Genomic DNA, 18,402 nt, shown 5'->3' on the forward strand with positions numbered 1-18,402 from the left:
ATTTATGGATAAATTTTGCTCGTTAAACTGAGTGTTTTGAATTAATTTACGTTAAGACATTGATTAAGTTCTCACAAATGCATAATCTTATTCATATTAGAAATATCTATTTTTAAGCATTCGCCGTAATAATGGAGCGTTATGGATATAGGACCGCATATCAATAAATTCATAGAAGATACAGACCAACATGATTTTCGTGAATCGAGTATCGAGCGATACAGTACAATACTCGATATGGTATTGCAGGGCCTACCATTAGGCGAAATGCTTCATGCCTTAGTACTATTGATAGAAGCACAAAAAATTGGTACTCGTGCATCAGTGCTTTTATTGAGTGATGACGGTAAACGGTTATTCTCGGGTGCGGCTCCTAATCTTCCTGAAGAATATAACAATGCGATTAACGGCATCGAGATTGGCGTTGATGTGGGCTCTTGTGGCGCCGCCGCATATACTTGTGAAAGAGTCATTGTTGAAGACATTGAACATCATCCTAATTGGAAAGACTTTAAAGCATTACCTTTAAAAGCCGGACTAAAATCGTGTTGGTCTGAACCGATAAAAGACAGTAATCAAAAAGTACTGGGCACTTTTGCCATGTACTATGACACGATTAAATCGCCGTCCAAGCAAGATTTGCACCTAATACAAGAAGCGGCACGTTTGGCCAGTTTAGCCATTGAACGAAGCCGCGGAATGCATATTCAACGGTTAAGTAGCAAGATTTTTAACAGTTTGCCTATTGCGTTAGTTATTACGAGTGAAGATAACTCGGTGTTATCAGCCAATCCCATTTTTAAATCCTTAACGTCTACCTATTACGCCAATCTTAAATTATTTGATGTTCATCGTTTTTTGAGTCACTCCCAACAAGATGTAGTAGCAGATTTATTTGAGCATTTAAAGCGCGGACACCCTTGGCAAGGGGAATTAAAAGGTCTTAAAACCGACAATGATATTATTGATATCTCGCTTAATGTGACCGTTATTCGGGATAGTTTTACGCAACAGAATTGTTTTGCATGGTTAATTACCGATATTTCCGCCCGTAAAAACGCTGAAAAAATGATTAACTTTCAATCCAACTACGATCAACTTACCGGATTGTCGAACCGTAAATACTTGTTTGAAAGTCTACAAGCTATGATCGATTCAGAAGACAGCGTAAACGGTTGTAAGCAAGACTTTAGCTTGATGCTGATGGACATCGACCATTTTAAACAAATTAACGATACCCTCGGACATGATAACGGTGATCTTGTATTGAAATTTGTAGCGCAGCGCTTACTGAGTGCCATTCCTGATAATGTCCTTATTGCGCGTATTGCGGCCGATGAATTTGCATTAGTTTTACCGGGTAAAATGTGTACCGACTCATTAATTAGTCTTTTTGATGATCTAACGGATGAGTTGAAAAAGCTTTTTATTGTTGGCAGTCAAGATGTCATGTTATCCATGAGTACTGGCCTTGCTCGTTATCCACACGATGCTGATAATGTGGAACAAATATTAAATTGCGCCACGCAAGCTATGTACAACGCAAAATCTCGAGGTCGTAATTGTCTGCAGTTCTTTAATCTGCAGATCCAAAAAGATGCAGAAAGACATGCAGAATTGTACTTACACCTTAAGTCTGCATTGAGCCAGAATGAATTTGAACTGTATTATCAACCCATTGTGAATCCGTTTAGTGGCCAAATCATTAAAGCTGAAGTGTTATTGCGCTGGATACATGATGGTCAATTTATTTCGCCAGATGAGTTTATTCCTATTGCAGAAGAGTCTGGTTTAATTGTTCAAATCGGTGAGTGGGTGAGAACACAAGCAATAACCAGTATCATCGCATTGCAGAAAAGTGGTTATGCCATTCCATTTTCAATTAATGTGTCGACGATTGAATTTTGGACGACCGATCTACAACAACGATTTTTACGCTATTTTGATAACCTTTCACAGTTGTTAGGTGGTAGCCAGATCCCGTATCAGCTAATCACTTTAGAAATCACCGAATCATTAATGATGAAACAACAATCATCGATTAGCCAATTATTAACAGAACTTCGGCATCGTGGAATGAAAATTTCAGTGGATGATTTTGGTACTGGCTATTCATCTTTATCTTATTTGGCAAACTTCCCTGTGGATCAAGTTAAAATTGATAAATCCTTCATCCAGAAAATTTCATTGGGTGCGCGACATGAAGCGTTGATAGAAGCTATTGTCAGTATGAGCCGAGCATTAGATCTGTCAATTGTCGCTGAAGGTGTCGAAACTGAAGTTGAATTAGATTTTATCAAAAAACAGAATATTGAAGCGGTGCAAGGGTATTATTTTTATAAACCTATGCCTAAAGCTGACTTCTTTGCATTATTGGCGAAACAATCTCGTATCTTTTGATATCAGGGTTTAATATAAGTGTTTGATATTCTTGCTTAATAAACATAAAAAATGCCGCATTTATTAATGTGGCATTTTTATTGAATAAAGTTAATTCAATGACTTACTCATTCAAGCAAGCATGCTTCTTGGTTCAGTGAACTCAAGGTTCAACGCTTCTGCCACTTCTTTACAGACGACTTTACCGTGCATTACGTTTAAGCCATTTAATAAATGTTTGTCATTTAATAATGCTTGTTTGTAACCTTGGTTAGCTAACTTGATAATGTAAGGTAGTGTTGCATTGTTTAATGCAAATGTAGAAGTACGCGCTACTGCACCTGGCATGTTAGCCACACAGTAATGTACTACGTCATCAACAATGTAAGTTGGGTCTTGGTGAGTGGTAGCGTGCGATGTTTCAACACAACCACCTTGGTCAATAGCAACGTCAACAATTGCACTGCCTGGTTTCATGCGCTTAACCATGTCACGAGTGATTAATTTTGGCGCTGCAGCACCTGGAACTAATACACCGCCAATAACAAGATCAGCTTCTAATACGTGACGCTCAATAGCATCAGCTGTTGAGTAAATGGCTTTAACCGCTGAACCAAACTGAACGTTTAGACGACGTAATGCATCGATGCTGCGATCTAAAACAACAACATCAGCACCCATACCAACAGCCATTTGCGCTGCGTTTGTACCAACCATACCGCCACCAATGATGACCACTTTAGCTGGCTCAACACCTGGAACACCACCAAGCAACATACCACGGCCGCCTAATGATTTTTCAAGTGCGCGAGCTCCTGCTTGGATTGACATGCGGCCAGCCACTTCTGACATTGGTGCAAGTAATGGTAATCCGCCGCGGTCATCTGTTACGGTTTCGTAAGCAATACAAACAGCGCCACTGGTGATTAATTCTTCAGTTTGCGGCAAATCTGGTGCAAGGTGCAAATAAGTGAATAAAATCTGGTCGTGACGTAACATTGCACGTTCTACTGCTTGTGGCTCTTTAACTTTTACAATCATGTCTGATTTAGCAAACACTTCAGCTGCTGTAGCTAAAATCGAGGCGCCCGCATCCATATAGTCTTGATCGGTAAAACCAATACCCACACCCGCATCTGATTGAACATAAACAACGTGACCTTTTATGGTTAATTCACGTACGCTTGAAGGAACCATGCCTACACGGTATTCGTGGTTTTTGATTTCTGTTGGAACACCAATAATCATTATTTGAGCCTCGATTGACATAAAAAACCCCACTTCAAGTGGGTATAGTTGTTATTAATTGTGACCTGAACGTGCTTATTTCAGGTGACTCTAGTATAGTGCTGCTTTAGCAGATTATGTTGCTGAATTTCGATAATTAATAGGCAGAAATGTTGTTTTAAGGACAAAACAAGGTTGAATATATGGCAAATAGCAAAAGCTTTTCAGTGAAAGATTTAGACCGCATTGATCGTAATATCTTAAATGAACTTCAACAGGATGGTCGCATATCAAATGTTGAACTATCTAAACGAGTCGGCTTAAGCCCTACACCGTGTTTAGAAAGAGTAAAAAGGCTTGAGAAACAAGGTTTTATTAGCGGTTATACTGCGTTGGTTAATCCACATTTTCTCGGTGCTTCTTTATTAGTCTTTGTTGAGATCACTCTAAATCGTGACACTCCAGACATTTTTGACCGCTTTAACCGTGCTGTGCAATTGCTTGATGACATCCAAGAATGCCATTTGGTCTCTGGTGATTTTGACTACTTATTAAAAACTAGGGTGTCAGATATGTCTGCATATCGGCGATTATTAGGTGAAACCTTACTGAAACTGCCATCCATTTCAGATACTCGTACTTATGTAGTGATGGAGGAGGTTAAACAAACCAATAAGGTTGCGTTATACAACCTAGGGTAATCTCGCTAACTTAATCGCCTATCCCGTTTTTAGAGCCGGAATGATGAATTATAGATGACTGTTGTTGCCTATGTTCATCTTTTTCGCTAACTAAACATTTTTTGTATATAAAATCATCATCTTGACTACCATCATCAATGCTTTTATGTTTCTTGATTAATTCGACATAACAATCGATTGAGCTTGATTAATTCAAGGTGCATAATCACTGCAAATACAGTGATATTCTGTTATCTTAACCCTTATTTTTCACTTTTTTATGGATGCTTTCGTTTGACTCAGGAAAATAGTCTTAAAACACTCAGTGGCCTACAAAGGCTACTTGAAGGTGGTCTTATATTATGTTGCATGGTTGCAACCTATATTCTATTGGCATTATCCAGTTTCAATCCAAGTGACCCTGGCTGGAGTCAGTCGCATTTCCAAGGTGAGATACACAACTGGACTGGTGCTGTAGGTGCTTGGACAGCAGATGTGCTGTTTTATTTCTTCGGGTTCATCGCTTTTTTAATTCCCATGATTATAGCCACAACCGGTTGGTTTATTTTTAATCGCGCGCATCGAGTGTTCGAAATAGATTATTTTTCTGTTGGCCTAAGAATTATTGGTTTTATTCTGATGTTGCTGGCGTTAGCTGCGCTGGTCAGTATGAATGCCGAGAATATGTTTGTGTTTTCAGCCGGTGGTGTTGCAGGTGACGTTATTGGTCAAGCCATGTTGCCGTATTTTAATAAGCTCGGTACCACATTACTATTAATGTGTTTTATTGGTGCAGGCTTCACCTTAGCGACAGGCGTGAGTTGGTTAACCATTATTGAGTTAACGGGTTTAGGTTCTATCTGGTTAGCTAAGAAAATATGGACATTGCCACGATTATTTAAACGTGAACGTGAGACCGAAGATACCAAAGGTTTTATGTCATTAGTGGATAAGTTTACCCAACGCCGTAATGAAATTGATCTACAAAATGAGCCCTCACTGGATAAGCCAAGCAAATCGGCAGTCAAAGTGCCAATTCATATTAAGCCAGCAATAGAGACGCCACCTATTGTTGAGAAAAAACGCGGTTTCTTTAGCCGCAAGGCTAAACCTGCTGAAGATATTAACGTATCAGACAATGATGACGATGAATTTGATATAGATGATCGCCAAGAACCGTCGATGCAACTCGATAATGACGACACATCTTTTGCACCTTGGGTCGCGACTAAAGATGATGTCGATTTTGATATTGATGACGACAATGATGATGGCGTTAATGATAGCCCTGCAATTAATAATCTAGATATCGCAGATGAACCTTTTGAGGAAGCATTTAATAAGCCTCATTCAACAGGGGCATTAGTCGCTCAGCAAAAGCCGAAAAAAGATGTCCGAATTGTGGATGGCGTTGTGGTAATTGATGGCCAAACCCCTCAACAAGCGCGTCAAAAAATGGATCCGCTACCGAGCATTACCTTACTTGATGTTCCTGATCGTAAGAAAAACCCCATAAGTGAAGCTGAGTTGCAGCAAGTTGCTCGATTGGTTGAAACAAAACTGGCCGACTTTAACATTATCGCCAATGTAGTAGGGGTGTATCCTGGACCTGTGATTACTCGTTTTGAACTTGAATTAGCTCCAGGCGTTAAAGCGTCTAAAATCACCAATTTATCGAAAGATTTAGCCCGTTCATTATTATCTGAAAACGTGCGTGTAGTTGAAGTTATTCCTGGTAAAGCTTATGTAGGCCTAGAATTACCGAACAAGTTCCGTGAAACAGTGTTTATGCGCGATGTACTCGATTCTGCCGCGTTTAAAGACAGCAAATCGACATTGTCTATGGTGTTAGGACAAGACATTGCCGGTGAGCCTGTGGTCGTTGATTTAGGCAAAATGCCGCATTTATTAGTTGCTGGTACAACGGGTTCTGGTAAATCGGTTGGTGTGAATGCGATGATCACCAGTTTGTTGTATAAATCGGGCCCAGATGATGTCCGCTTTATTATGATTGACCCTAAGATGCTCGAATTGTCGGTGTATGAAGGTATTCCACATTTATTGTGTGAAGTGGTTACCGACATGAAAGAAGCAGCCAATGCACTGCGATGGTGTGTAGGTGAAATGGAACGCCGATATAAATTAATGTCGGCATTAGGTGTGCGTAACCTTAAAGGCTACAACTTTAAAATTAAAGAAGCAGCCGCCAAAGGGGAGTACATTCCCGATCCATTATGGAAGTCTTCTGAAAGCATGCTAGACGATGCGCCACCATTAGAAAAACTGCCTTCTATTGTGGTGGTCGTCGATGAATTTGCTGACATGATCATGATTGTCGGTAAGAAAGTAGAAGAACTCATTGCCCGTATCGCGCAAAAAGCGCGTGCGGCAGGTATTCACTTAATATTAGCGACACAGCGTCCATCGGTTGATGTGATCACTGGCTTGATTAAAGCTAACATTCCAACCCGTATTGCGTTCCAAGTGTCGTCACGAATTGACTCTCGTACCATTCTTGATCAACAGGGCGCAGAAACCCTATTAGGCATGGGTGATATGCTGTATTTACCTCCAGGAACCGGTTTGCCAAATCGTGTTCATGGGGCGTTTATTGATGATCATGAAGTGCATAAAGTCGTAGCCGATTGGTGTGCTCGTGGTAAGCCACAATATATTGAAGAAATTCTTAATGGTGCTACAGATGGTGAACAAGTACTGTTACCCGGTGAAACCTCCGATAGCGAAGAAGAGTTGGATGCGTTATATGATGACGCGGTAGCATTTGTTACCGAAACTCGCCGCGGCTCCATTTCTAGCGTACAACGCAAATTTAAAATTGGTTACAATCGCGCCGCCCGCATTATTGAAATGATGGAAAGCCAAGGTATTGTGACAGCCCAAGGCCACAATGGTAATCGTGAAGTGTTGGCGCCGCCACCACCGAGGAATTAATGATGAATAAACGTATTACAGTGTTAAGCCTATTATTAGCCACAAGTTTAAGCAGCGTTGCCGCAATGGCCGATGACGCAACCGAATTACGCGCTAAGCTATCTAATATAGACAGCTTGCATGCGACATTTACCCAACAAGTGACTGACATTAACAGTAAGCCTATTCAAACCGGAAGCGGGGTGTTTGCACTTGCATATCCGAATCAATTTTACTGGCATTTAACTCAGCCAGACGAATCATTAATTGTGGCAGATGGCGCTAACTTGTGGATTTATAATCCTTTTGCGGAAGAAGTGACTGTGATGGATGTTGCTCAAGCCGTTGATGCATCTCCTATGGCCTTGTTAGTGCATCGAGACGAAGCCACATGGGCTAAGTATTCGGTCACTAAGCGTGCCGTAAGCGGAAAATCAACTTGTTTTGATATTCAACCTAAAAAACTTAACAGCAATGTTGTTGCTGTGAGTGTGTGTTTTGACGCGAGCCAGTTAGTTAAATTCAACTTAACCGACGAGCAAGGCAACCTCAGTCAATTTGCGTTAACTCAGCAACGCAAAGTAAAAGATAACGAGACAAACATATTTAAGTTTGCCGTACCTGATAACGTTGATATTGACGATCAACGTTTAAAGCAAACAAACTAGGTTGTTTGATGGCTAATTTAGGTTTTGATTTTGCACCAGATTTTCGCCCCTTGGCCGCTCGCATGCGCCCAAGGGAGATTAGTGAATACATAGGTCAGGCACACTTATTAGGTGAAGGTAAACCTCTGCGTAAAGCGCTAGAGGCTAATCGAGCACATTCTATGTTGTTATGGGGCCCACCCGGTACGGGGAAAACCACCTTAGCTGAGTTAATTGCCCATTATGCCAACGCCCATGTTGAACGTATCTCTGCGGTAACATCTGGCGTAAAGGACATTCGCGCCGCAATAGAACAAGCTAAAGCCATTGCCCAAAGTCGTGGTCAACGAACCTTATTATTTGTCGACGAAGTTCATCGCTTTAATAAAAGTCAGCAAGATGCATTTTTACCTTTTATTGAAGACGGCACGGTTATTTTCATCGGTGCCACCACCGAAAATCCCTCATTTGAAATCAATAACGCTTTATTGTCGCGTGCGCGTGTTTACCTTATAAATCGACTAAGCTCTGACGAAATAAGCTTAATTGTCACTCAAGCATTAGCTGATGTTGAACGTGGTTTGGGCAAACGCCAATTAACATTACCTGCAGATGTAGCCAAGCAATTGGCCGACATTAGTGATGGTGACGCACGTAAAGCACTTAACTTGCTTGAATTAATGAGCGATTTAGTGGCTGATGCTGGCGCGTTTACCACCGAGATGCTGACGCAAGTCGCCGGACATCAAGCTGCGGGTTACGATAAAAATGGCGATCAATTTTACGATTTAATTTCAGCTGTACATAAGTCTGTGCGGGGCTCTGCGCCGGATGCCGCTTTGTATTGGTATTGCCGTATTTTAGAAGGTGGCGGTGATGCTTTGTATGTTGCTCGCCGCTTATTAGCGATTGCCTCTGAAGACATTGGTAATGCCGACCCAGTAGCCATGACCGTTGCACTTAATGCCTGGGATTGTTATCACCGCATTGGCCCTGCAGAAGGTGAACGAGCGATAGCGCAAGCAGTATTGTATTTAGCCAGTGCTCCTAAAAGTAATGCTGTTTATAGTGCATTTGGTGCTGCTCGCGAGTTAGCCAAACAAACCGGACACGAACCTGTGCCCAACCATTTACGTAATGCGCCAACCAAACTGATGAAAGACATCGGCTTTGGTAAGGAGTATCGTTATGCACATAATGAACCTGGTGCTTATGCTGCTGGCGAAAATTACTTTCCAGAATCACTGCAACACAGTCAATTTTATCAACCCACTAACAGAGGTTTTGAAAAGCGCATTCAAGATAAATTGGCCCAATTAAACCAACTTGATCAACAAAGCGAGGACAAACGCTATGACTAATGTGTTCTTGGTGGCATTAGGTGGGTCGATTGGTGCAGTTTTACGCTATCTTCTGTCAATTTTTATGATCCAGGTATTTGGAAGCAGTTTTCCTTTTGGTACACTGTTAGTCAATCTATTGGGATCGTTTTTAATGGGCGTAGTTTATGCGCTAGGGCAATTGAGTCATATTAGCCCTGAAATTAAAGCGCTTATTGGCATTGGTCTATTAGGTGCATTAACGACGTTTTCGACTTTTTCGAATGAAACCTTACTGCTATTGCAAGAAGGCTTATGGCAGAAAGCTATTTTAAATGTGTTGTTGAATGTCACCTTATGCCTCTTTATGGTGTATTTAGGTCAACAGCTTATATTTTCACGTGTTTAACTAAAAAGAACTCACAACATGCTAGATCCAAAATTTTTGCGTAATGAACTGGAAATCACTGCCGAGCGTTTAGCCACTCGTGGCTTTATTCTTGATGTCGAGAATTTGACCCAACTTGAAGAAAAGCGTAAATCGCTACAAGTTGCTACAGAAGACTTACAAGCATCGCGTAACGCGATCTCGAAGTCGATTGGTCAAGCTAAAGCGCGCGGTGAAGATACCAGTTCCATTATGGCGCAAGTGGGTGATTTAGGTGCGCAGCTAGATGCAAAGAAAGCTGAGCTTGCTGAGTTGTTGCAACAAATCAATAGTATTGCCATGAGCATGCCAAATTTGCCAGACGAATCTGCTCCTGTAGGCGCTGATGAAAACGACAATGTTGAAGTGCGTCGTTGGGGCACCCCAAAGGTATTCGACTTTGAAGTGAAAGATCACTTAGATTTAGGCGAAGCACTAGGCGGTTTAGACTTTAAAAGCGCGGTTAAAATTACCGGTTCACGTTTTATTATCATGCGTGGCCAAATTGCCCGTTTAAATCGTGCCTTAGGTCAGTTTATGCTAGACCTTCACACCACTGAACACGGCTATACGGAAGCTTACGTGCCGTTATTGGTGAACGAAGAAAGCTTATTAGGCACAGGCCAATTACCTAAGTTTGGCGAAGACTTATTCCACACTAAACCCGCTACTGAAGAAGGCCAGGGTTTATCACTTATCCCAACTGCTGAAGTGCCATTAACCAACTATGTGCGCGATATGATAGTGGACGAAAGTGAGCTGCCAATGAAAATGACGGCGTTAACGTCATGTTTCCGCAGTGAAGCGGGCTCTTATGGCCGTGATACCCGTGGTTTGATCCGTCAGCATCAATTCGACAAAGTTGAGTTAGTGCAAATTGCTCACCCTGATCATTCAATGCAAGCACTAGAAGAAATTACTGCCAATGCTGAAAAAGTATTACAGTTATTAAACTTACCGTACCGCACTATGGTGTTATGTACTGGTGATATGGGCTTTGGTTCAAGTAAAACTTTTGATATCGAAGTGTGGTTACCAGCGCAAAATACTTACCGAGAAATTTCATCTTGTTCAAATATGAAAGATTTCCAAGCGCGAAGAATGCAAGCTAGATACCGTAGCAAAGTCGACAACAAACCTGCTTTATTGCACACCTTAAATGGTTCAGGTTTAGCGGTTGGCCGAACGTTAGTAGCAGTACTTGAGAACTATCAAAATCAAGATGGCACCATTACAGTACCCGAAGTATTACGTCCATACATGGGCGGTTTAAGTCTGATTGGTTAATGTTAAGCGCTAATTATATAGTTAGCTAATATGATTGGCCAATTGATATAGTCCTAGCCGCAGTCCATTTTAGTGTGGCTAGGGTGTTAATTGTCAGTCTTGTGCAAGATAGAGCTTTAGGCATTCGTGGCCTTAAAAGACCTGTATGTTGTAGCGCGTTGAGTAACCCCCGTAATCCGTAAATCGTGTTAATGGGGTTACCGTATCGCAGCACATATTTTATTTTTACGTTGCATTGGAAATTGTGTCACTCAGTTTGAGTAGGTCACATATTTATAAGGGTTGGTACAACCAGTAATGGGTTCAAGTCGGCGTGATAATCGTAGGCTTATCTATTTATCAGTTATCTTCTTTTTTATTTTGTTGGTAATTGTTCAACTAGCTCAAGCAGCATTTATAGTGATAGAAAATATATTTCCAAAATAGCCTCAGTCAAGGTTAGCCATTTAAAAAGCCCGCTTAAGTTATCTTAAGCGGGCTTTTTTGTCAGTACTAATCAGCTATAAACATTTCGCCGGTTTGGGTAATCCTGCTATTTTTGTTGCTTGTTTCGCTGGGCCAATCGGAAACAAAGTATATAAGTATTTTGAGTTACCTTTATCTGCTCCTAATCGTTGGCCTATCGCTTTGACCAACACACGAATAGCTGGGCTGGTTTTGTACTCTAGATAAAAATCACGCACAAAACGGATAACTTCCCAGTGTTGCTCAGTTAACTGAATGTTCTCAGTGGCAGCAATCGCAATTGCCATAGGCTCTTGCCAGTCATTTACATTTTTTAAATAGCCCTGATGATCGGTTTCGATTTGTTGGCCATTAAATTCAAAAAAGTTTACCAAGTTATCACCTTCTCGTGTAACAAAGATTGTTCAACAAATTGTGAATAATCAATAATATCAAAAGAGCCCGCAGCCTTATTGGCTAACATAATCGTCAAGCGATCGGATAAACCCCGTGCAACAACATCATCTTGTAGCACAAACAGAGTAATGTTCACTAAACGCTGTTGCCACTGGGTTTGTAATAAACAATTCACCGCATCGCTAGACAATAAAATACTGTCGTTAGGGTGAATATAGCGTAAGCATGTAGTCAAGGCGTCGTCAGTCATTACTGACGTCTGGATATGATGTAATATCAAAATACTAACACCTCGTCAGCCGCTTGCAGGGTTTGGGTAATCGTCTCAGCCGTCGCCACTGTGGCTGCAATACTAAGGTCATTGGGCTGTAATCCTAATGTGTGCATTGACTCTGCACAAACCAACACGGTGTCAATATCGTAAAGAGATAGCGCTTTAAACGCCGACACATAATCTTTAGAACCTGCTTGCTCAGGTGTTTGGCCTGCTAATAAATGTAATACCGCTTCATTGGTAAATATAATACTCACTTGTTGTTCAAAGCTGGCACTGAGCATGGCAAAATCCAGCCCTTCACGGGTACTTGTAGTGCCCAATGGTGCATGCCTAAACATAATTGCCAGTGATTTCATTGTCTTTTCCACTAATACGTTAAAAGCTAATCAACCTGTCAGCTTGTTCAATACCGACCACTAATTCACCCAAACCGCCCATGGTAAATACCTCACTGCTATTCCATTGTGGTTTACCGTTTTCAGCAGCATCTTGTTGTGACAACACACCACGACGCAGCGCTGCAGACACACAATTGGTTAGCGGTATTGAATGTTGTGATGACAATGATTGCCAATTGGAATGCATATCAATTTCGTCAGATGCAGGACAGGTGAGGGCATTACTGTTGGTTACGCCATCTTGATAGAAAAAGACATTGATGACTTGATGGCCATTGGCTAATGCACTTTGACAAAATGATAACGCACGAAAACTGGCCGTAGAGCCATAAACGCTGCCGTTTACTTGAATGATGAATTTGCTCATGATAAAAAAAATGACCCTAATGTAGGGTCATTTTAACGTAATTTGTCAATGAACTCTATCGACGATTAATCGTCGTTGCCAATACCCATTAAATGTAACAGGCTGATGAACAAGTTCAAAAAATCTAAGTACAATGAGATAGTCGCACGAACGTAGTTTGTTTCGCCGCCATTCACGATACGACTAGTGTCATATAGAATGAAACCTGTCATTAGCAACGCAATACCTGCATTCATTGCCATAAATAATATTGAGCTACCGACGAATATATTAATGACCATCGCACCAATCATCACTAATAAACCCGCAAATAAGAAGCCGCGCATAAATGAGAAGTCTTTCTTAGTGGTTAACGCATACGCTGAAAGCGACACGAAAATGATAGAGGTTAACCCTAAGGCCTGCATAATTAAGCCAGGGCCATTTGCCATACCAGCATAATGGTTAAGAATGTAACCGAGCGACGCACCTTGCATACCGGTAAAGGCAAACACCCAAAATATAGCGGCTGCACTGTCTGCTTTTTTAAGGGTCACAAATAATAACACTAAGCTACCAAGCGATAAGCCTATCGACATCATTGGACCAATGTTGATTGCCATGGCTAAACCTGCAGTAACAGCAGAGAATGCCAATGTCATTGCAAGCAGCATATAAGTGTTTTTTAGCATTTTGTTGACATCAGTAGTCGATAGACTAGGTGATATAACTGATTGTTGATTCATTATCGTCTCCAGGTGTTAACTCAATGATTTGCTCAACGAGAAAAATATCTTTCACAAAAATATATTTCACTCTGAAGCTAAATCCTTTTGTATAGCGTAAGCAATGTACATTAAACAAAAATTAATTCATAACAAACATCATCTTAATAGTCGCTAATTTAACATAAACGTTTGTATAAGTAATGTTATTAACAAAAACTTATTTTGCAAAAGAGGTTTAACTAAGCCACTCTTTTTTTAATTTTTCGGTATCGCCGAGATGATCTAATACCCACTGCATAGCAGGCGTCATATTGGCATTATTCCAAGCTAAACAGCAGGCTGTGTCTTGCTTTGGGGTGGCAAGTTGTTTTTCTATTAGCGCGCCGGCTTTAATAAAAATATCGGCCAAATGATATGGCATGTAACCCACGCCTAAGCCTTCTCTAAAACAATTTATTGCTCTGATCCAATCAGGTACCACAATTCTGCGCTGGTTATTTAACAACCAATTTGGCCTGTGGGCAATATTATGAGCCGTGTCTTGCAGGCAAATTGACGGATATTGTAATAATTCATCATCGGTTAACGCATGCTCTGCTTTGGCTAACGGGTGATTTTTACCGACTAAAAAAGACCACTGAATCATTCCCATATCGCGCGACTTGAAAGTGCCACCAACAGGAATACTTGAGGTTGCTCCAATGGCGATATCGCTTTTACCCGTCGACAATGCTTCCCACACACCATTATAAACTTCTAAGCGAATAATCAATTCAATGTCGGTAAAGTGGCGATAAAAATCAGCAATCAAGCTACTGATTTTGTCTGCGCGAACCATATTGTCAATCGCAATAGATAAAGAAGGGCGCCAGCCATTAGCCACTTTCTGAGTATCACGTTTAATGTTGTTCAATTTAGTCATTATCTCGCGCGACTGCGCCACAAAATGCTCACCCGCGGGCGTCAAACTGACACTGCGATGGTGACGCTCAAACAATATTACCCCTAAGTCATCTTCAATCTGTTTAATGGCGTAACTCACTGCAGACGGTACTTTATTCAATTTATTGGCTGCGGCGGTAAAACTGCCCACACGGGCAACAATATCTATCATCTCGAATGCTTGTTCTGAAAGCATCTCGCTATCCTTGGCATTGGCAAAATTACTTGCAGTAAAGGTAAACATTAAGCCTAATCAAATCAAGCAAAGTCGCCGCTATCAGCTGTTTAATCACATTTTAAATGACAAAAATGGTCAGCTTAAGTTGATAAGCACAATTCAACTGCCGTTGAGCTCGTTTAAGAACACTTCAAACCACATATTGTGTTCATCCTCAGTATAGAGGCTTAGCTGTTAGCGAATAATCCATATCGATACACCAATTACAGTTAACTTGAGTGTTTAATCACCACTTAACAAATTATTTGCAATTTACCCTTTACACAAAACAGTCATTGTCATATTATTCGCCCGCTCGGAGGGATGGCAGAGTGGTCGAATGCACCGGTCTTGAAAACCGGCAACGGTTTATCCCGTTCTAGGGTTCAAATCCCTATCCCTCCGCCACATTAAATAAAAAGGCCTTATCGAAAGATAAGGCCTTTTTATTTGGGCGAAAGATAGGACTTTGAACCCACGGGTTCCTCTTTATTACAAGCAAGCTATCCCTCCGCAAGATTTAAGGCAAAGACGAAAAAGTATCATCATGAATTACAGATTAACTGCAGGTGTCACGATTAATTTTATTAGCTAAAACCCAAAGTCTATGTGTCAATGCGCATGCTATCTATTTGAAAATAAATATTGTTATTACTGTTTATCATCTTTAGGATGACATCCAATTGGTTGTATTGAATATTATGGATGATATTAATGTTACGTTGCTTATTAACCCTCTGCTTAATTGTTTTTTCTTGTCACTCTTTATCTTCTGAGAAAACGCCCTTTGTAAAAGTAACCTCAGCTTGGAATAAGCCGAGTTTAATCACAGATAATGATCCTGCATGTCAATCCTTGTTGGAAGATGCACAATCAAAATTCTACTCAGATATCGATTGGGGCGCAGCTTATGGCGTTAGAGGGCATGGCTATGTAAATACGGGAGAAATACTAGATTGGACAATATTAGGAGGAGACTCTTTAACAAGCCTGTATGCTTACGGTAAAGAATTCTATCTCTATAATTATTTGCATAGTGGCTGCAGTGGAGCGTGTGAGAGGCAGCAATCGCTAGTGTCTACTTCATCATTCATTGAGTTAACCGCCAAGCAAATTGCAGCACTAGCCAAAAACGCACCACCCGCAATGAGCTATGGTTATACATACGCACAGTCGGGCACAAATATCCCGTATATGTTTGTTTTAGGACATTATGGCGCTGATATAGGCCAGTTATTTGTTTATCGTCTTAGCCCAAACGCAACATGGGCACCAGCTTGCGAAATAAACTTAACAGCAACAGTAGTGCCATTCAACAAAGAGCATAGTTATTTCAGCGCGATGAAAAGTTTTGATGATTTGTATCAATCGACTCTGGCTTTAAGTCAAGGTAGTGGCTCTTCATGTGGGCGAATGAATACTCGTTGGCGTTGGGGAAATGCCATTAAGCATAAACTGAGTTTGACATTAACTCGCCCCTGGGCAATGAGGGGCGAAAGTAGAGAAAGTAAAAATAGTCACGGTAATTATTCTAAAATGATAACCGATTTAGAAAGGTGGTCATTAACCGGTGTCGCTGAGCAAAAAGCATTTAATGGCTATAAACATCAGTTAGCTATCTCGATAAAATCGCTTTCGCAATTTTATCAACAGGCGAATCATTGGTATAAACAACAATCCGATGAAATAGCTGAGCTTGCATTAACATCAGCAATTAGTGCAGGTTTTGGGTTCTATATGTATAACCCTGAATTTTCCGCAGGTGAGTTCAATCTAAGAAATGCAATTATTACCAAACAATCGTTAGATACCATAAAAACAATTGAATTTATTGCTAGTGATATCGACAGCATCGCAAAAACTTACTATTCGCAAGAAGCACAAGAAAGTATTTTAAACCTAGCGATAAACCAACCTGAAGTATTAGAATATCTATTGCAACAGGGTATAAGTCCCAATCACAGTAATGCATTTGGTAAAACACCTTTGATGTACGCGGCTCAATATAACTTATTAGAGTCCGCCAAGTTGCTTATTCAACACGGGGCTAATACCGTCGCCAATACCACAATACCTGATGATACTTGTTATTACGCGTTAAGCACCTTCAAAATGACGGCTCTTCATTATGCGGTAAGGTATGCTTCTCCTGATTTTATTAAGTTATTAATAGACAATGGTGCTGCAACTTATATGAAAGCTGAGAACCATCATAATTACCCAATGACAGAAGAAACACCATTGGATTGGTTCTATCGATATACCGATACAGCATCAGCTGAGATAAATAGTCATATTCCCCAAGAAAGTAAGTTAACTGTACAAAAGTGGCTTACGCCTCCAAGTTCACAACAATTAAATAAAGTAGAAAAAAATCAAATAAAATCGGCTATAGCGGCTTATCCACAGGGCAAAGTACAAGATGCTTATGAGTATTTAATCAAGGCATTGAGCATTAATCCTAAAAATGAGAAAGCACTCAGTGATATGTCATTAATCGCGTTAAAAAATAACCAATTTGGTCATTCATTATCAGTCAGTAACTGGTTAATTAAACATAGTGAAAATAGTAAAACTGTGGCTAATGCATGGTTTAATCAAGGACTAGCCTGTGAACAGCATCAAGTAAAAATGCTTAATACTGATATCGGCTATACCATTACGTATGACGGTCAATATTATTGCGCTGAACCAGCTATTTACTCATATATCAATGCTTGGATGTTGGCCAAAAGTACCGCTAGAAAAAATAAGATTATAAGCCAATTCGATGATGGATTAATACAGACTTGTAGTGCTGTTCTGGCGGGTAACAACCAATTAAGATTTTTCTTCCAAAATAGAAAAATATTGATACTGCGCGCTAAAAATGATCACACATCTCTAGATGTGTTATTCCAAAATATAACTTTCAATTACAATAGAATAGACAATAAGTCATTGGATAAGAATACTTCGATAGAGACGATTAATACATACGACTTAGATGATTATGTTATTGAAGAAGTTAACTCACCATTTGTTTTTTTTAATGCTAAATACAATGGTCAATTGCAGTGTCAGACTATAAATGCAGTTTGATTGAGGTTTGATATTGTTTAGGGGTTAGGTTGAAGTCATTCCACAGTATCGTTGCGGTTGTAGAATTACTATTTTTTAAGAACGGAGCCTATTTTATGGGTTCCGCATTATAAAAATGGGTGGCATCCCTGTTGACATGGCCACCCATTCCAACTGCAGAGAATTGGCTTAAAATCACCACTGAATTTGGTGCATTATTTAAAGGTGCAGTTGGAGTATTACCTGCCTTATCCGAATACTGCGAGCATTTAGACCGAAAACGACGACAAGGCGCTGTAAAATTACCAGCGCGGGTTGTGTGCGTAAACAATCACTTCTGAATCCCACAAACTATTTTCTACTTGATTGATATCAAGCTTTTCTGTTGCCTTGGTTTTAACTAATGAGTCATTTTGTGGCTATTGAGTAAACATTTTTCAAATCACTCGGTTGAATCTGTACGTTAAGAAAATCATAGCAGGTGTTGGCAACTCAAAAACGAAAGGCGTTATGTGTTACCTTAAAAATGGGTGGCATATTTTAATTGGAATATTTTGATGGAGATAGTGATCTTAAGCTCTTGGTTAAGAACATACCATGAACTCTGTTCATCCTGACTGAGTAAACTAGGCCATTTATGGCTTGATTATTGTTATTATTGTGCCATGAAATAAAT

Annotated in this window: 16 protein-coding genes and 1 tRNA gene; 10 read left to right on the top strand and 7 right to left on the bottom strand. The window is 40.3% G+C overall.

Annotated features, from left to right (window positions below; all coding sequences use genetic code 11):
- The first annotated feature begins 141 nt into the window (after positions 1 to 141).
- Positions 142 to 2,400 carry a bifunctional diguanylate cyclase/phosphodiesterase gene (locus AAEY97_RS13825; protein ID WP_350999419.1) on the top strand — a complete coding sequence of 753 codons (2,259 nt, stop codon included), beginning with the start codon at positions 142 to 144 and terminating at the stop codon, positions 2,398 to 2,400.
- A 111-nt stretch (positions 2,401 to 2,511) separates the two neighbouring features.
- Here the strand turns inward: AAEY97_RS13825 and ald are convergent, their stop codons facing one another.
- Positions 2,512 to 3,627, bottom strand: coding sequence for an alanine dehydrogenase (gene ald / locus AAEY97_RS13830; protein ID WP_192116148.1), 1,116 nt, complete (start codon positions 3,625 to 3,627; stop codon positions 2,512 to 2,514).
- A gap of 182 nt (positions 3,628 to 3,809) precedes the next feature.
- Here ald and lrp point away from each other — a divergent pair, with 182 nt between their 5' ends.
- From lrp to serS, 6 genes are all read left to right on the top strand, one after another.
- Complete coding sequence (gene lrp, locus AAEY97_RS13835; protein WP_101087629.1) at positions 3,810 to 4,307, top strand: leucine-responsive transcriptional regulator Lrp; 498 nt, start codon at positions 3,810 to 3,812, stop codon at positions 4,305 to 4,307.
- Between the two features lie 273 nt (positions 4,308 to 4,580).
- Positions 4,581 to 7,238: a DNA translocase FtsK gene (locus tag AAEY97_RS13840; protein ID WP_350999422.1), complete on the top strand. Its 2,658-nt coding sequence runs from the start codon at positions 4,581 to 4,583 to the stop codon at positions 7,236 to 7,238.
- A 2-nt stretch (positions 7,239 to 7,240) separates the two neighbouring features.
- Entirely contained in the window at positions 7,241 to 7,885 is a 645-nt protein-coding gene (lolA, locus tag AAEY97_RS13845) for an outer membrane lipoprotein periplasmic chaperone LolA (protein WP_182743712.1), read from the top strand.
- An 8-nt stretch (positions 7,886 to 7,893) separates the two neighbouring features.
- The gene (locus tag AAEY97_RS13850) at positions 7,894 to 9,225 is read left to right on the top strand and encodes a replication-associated recombination protein A (protein ID WP_192116059.1); all 1,332 of its coding nucleotides are present in this window, start codon (positions 7,894 to 7,896) and stop codon (positions 9,223 to 9,225) included.
- The gene (gene crcB / locus AAEY97_RS13855) at positions 9,218 to 9,592 is read left to right on the top strand and encodes a fluoride efflux transporter CrcB (RefSeq protein WP_101087633.1); all 375 of its coding nucleotides are present in this window, start codon (positions 9,218 to 9,220) and stop codon (positions 9,590 to 9,592) included. Before AAEY97_RS13850 ends, crcB begins: the two co-directional genes overlap by 8 nt.
- Positions 9,593 to 9,610: 18 nt before the next feature.
- Positions 9,611 to 10,897 carry a serine--tRNA ligase gene (serS, locus tag AAEY97_RS13860; RefSeq protein ID WP_350999426.1) on the top strand — a complete coding sequence of 429 codons (1,287 nt, stop codon included), beginning with the start codon at positions 9,611 to 9,613 and terminating at the stop codon, positions 10,895 to 10,897.
- Between the two features lie 500 nt (positions 10,898 to 11,397).
- Here the strand turns inward: serS and AAEY97_RS13865 are convergent, their stop codons facing one another.
- The 6 genes from AAEY97_RS13865 to punR all read right to left on the bottom strand — a co-directional run bounded on the left by AAEY97_RS13865 (position 11,398) and on the right by punR (position 14,645).
- Positions 11,398 to 11,736: a TusE/DsrC/DsvC family sulfur relay protein gene (locus AAEY97_RS13865; RefSeq protein WP_350999429.1), complete on the bottom strand. Its 339-nt coding sequence runs from the start codon at positions 11,734 to 11,736 to the stop codon at positions 11,398 to 11,400.
- A complete protein-coding gene (gene tusB / locus AAEY97_RS13870; protein WP_350999432.1) occupies positions 11,730 to 12,038 on the bottom strand; it encodes a sulfurtransferase complex subunit TusB in 309 nt (102 codons plus the stop codon). Before tusB ends, AAEY97_RS13865 begins: the two co-directional genes overlap by 7 nt.
- Positions 12,035 to 12,391 (bottom strand): sulfurtransferase complex subunit TusC, encoded by a 357-nt coding sequence (tusC, locus tag AAEY97_RS13875; RefSeq protein ID WP_350999435.1) that lies wholly within the window; start codon positions 12,389 to 12,391, stop codon positions 12,035 to 12,037. The genes tusB and tusC overlap by 4 nt, the downstream gene beginning before the upstream one ends.
- A gap of 19 nt (positions 12,392 to 12,410) precedes the next feature.
- Positions 12,411 to 12,800 carry a sulfurtransferase complex subunit TusD gene (gene tusD / locus AAEY97_RS13880; protein WP_350999438.1) on the bottom strand — a complete coding sequence of 130 codons (390 nt, stop codon included), beginning with the start codon at positions 12,798 to 12,800 and terminating at the stop codon, positions 12,411 to 12,413.
- Between the two features lie 65 nt (positions 12,801 to 12,865).
- On the bottom strand, positions 12,866 to 13,525 hold the full coding sequence (locus AAEY97_RS13885; RefSeq protein WP_101087639.1) for a Bax inhibitor-1/YccA family protein: 660 nt from the start codon (positions 13,523 to 13,525) through the stop codon (positions 12,866 to 12,868).
- Between the two features lie 217 nt (positions 13,526 to 13,742).
- Entirely contained in the window at positions 13,743 to 14,645 is a 903-nt protein-coding gene (gene punR / locus AAEY97_RS13890; protein ID WP_350999442.1) for a DNA-binding transcriptional activator PunR, read from the bottom strand.
- A 339-nt stretch (positions 14,646 to 14,984) separates the two neighbouring features.
- On the opposite strand from punR, the gene AAEY97_RS13895 reads away from it, so the two are divergent.
- The 3 genes from AAEY97_RS13895 (at position 14,985) to AAEY97_RS13905 (ending at position 18,067) form a co-directional block, all read left to right on the top strand.
- A tRNA-Ser gene (locus AAEY97_RS13895) sits at positions 14,985 to 15,074 on the top strand.
- Between the two features lie 306 nt (positions 15,075 to 15,380).
- The gene (locus AAEY97_RS13900) at positions 15,381 to 17,747 is read left to right on the top strand and encodes an ankyrin repeat domain-containing protein (RefSeq protein ID WP_350999445.1); all 2,367 of its coding nucleotides are present in this window, start codon (positions 15,381 to 15,383) and stop codon (positions 17,745 to 17,747) included.
- Positions 17,748 to 17,878: 131 nt separating this feature from the next.
- Positions 17,879 to 18,067 (top strand): hypothetical protein, encoded by a 189-nt coding sequence (locus tag AAEY97_RS13905; RefSeq protein WP_350999567.1) that lies wholly within the window; start codon positions 17,879 to 17,881, stop codon positions 18,065 to 18,067.
- Positions 18,068 to 18,402: the final 335 nt, after the last annotated feature.

It is taken from the genome of Shewanella sp. TB7-MNA-CIBAN-0143 (assembly GCF_040310065.1).
GTDB lineage: Bacteria > Pseudomonadota > Gammaproteobacteria > Enterobacterales > Shewanellaceae > Shewanella.